Origin of the sequence: Phaeodactylibacter luteus (genome assembly GCF_007993045.1) — a bacterium.
GTDB lineage: Bacteria > Bacteroidota > Bacteroidia > Chitinophagales > Saprospiraceae > Phaeodactylibacter > Phaeodactylibacter luteus.
The window spans coordinates 1-1,152 of sequence record NZ_VOOR01000142.1; the positions used below are offsets into that span (position 1 = coordinate 1).

1 protein-coding gene is annotated in these 1,152 nt (G+C 31.4%); it reads left to right on the forward strand.

The genetic code is table 11. From position 1 onward, the window contains the following. Window positions 1-1,141, forward strand: a 1,141-nt coding sequence (locus FRY97_RS21855) for a HEAT repeat domain-containing protein (protein WP_211356958.1), incomplete at its 5' end; no start/stop codon positions are given. Window positions 1,142-1,152: the final 11 nt, after the last annotated feature.

Below are 1,152 nucleotides of genomic sequence, written 5' to 3' on the forward strand. Positions count from 1 at the left end.
CTACCTCATTAAGAAAACAATGGAAAAGAATAAAAAGTATATAGCGTTATTAATTATGATATTGACTCAAAGTCTGATGTTTGGTCAATCGAATAATTTTGCTGAAAAGGTTTCAACTTATATTGAATTACCAAAGGATACATTACTACTTGGCGAACCTGCATTCTTCAATTATGTATTGAAAAATAACTCTGATGAATCAATTTATGTCGAAGAAGGAGGTGACTATAGAAGTGGTAGAAAAATTAGTTTTAATGTTTATATCATTTCGTCAGACAACGATACATTGAAAAAAAGAGAATTGTGGGGAGCAATGGGAGGACGAATTGGATTTCACGAGATAAAAGCAAAAGAAAGTAGAAAGTTCAAACTATTTCTACCAATGTGGGGGGATATAGAAAGAGCGGATAATTATAAGTTAAGTGTTTCCAAAAAATTTAGAATTGCTAAATCCAATCCTTTCTTATCAAGAAAAACAAATTATGACAATACGGAAATTGTCCCGAAGGAATCAAGTATTTTACTCCCTGTGATTGACAACCAAGAAGAATTAGGTAATTTCATTTATGAAATGATTGAAGATATAAAAGAAGAAACCAAAGGACGAGTAATTGAAGGTCCAGGGTTCAAAACTGGAGAAAGAACCTACAAACCAATGAGTGAAAGACTTGCAGAATATTTGAGAATTATTCATGAATTAAAAGATGACCGAATAGTCCCTTTTTTAATCGACTGCTATAATAACAATGAATATTTCACTCGAAATCGAGCAATTAACTATCTGTCACGATATCCAAATAATGAAAATGTACTTGAGGTATTAATTGATGCCTCAAATGGAGCAGACAACTCGAAATACGAGATATTTGAAGACTCTATTAGCATTTCTTGGTCTTCAGATTACACAAGACAAGTTGCATTGCTTTCAATAATGAAATTTAAGGACGAAAAAGCAATTAACTATTTAGTTTCAAAGAATGACGATGATTTTCCTCACGAAAGATATATGATTTTGATTCGAGCTAAATTTCTTATGAGTGAAGAAGATAGATTAAGAATATATCATGCTTTTGAAGATGACGAACATTTAGCGGTAGTAAAAAAAGCGAAAGAAGAATTGGAATTAATGAATAAGGAATGAAAACGAGGTAG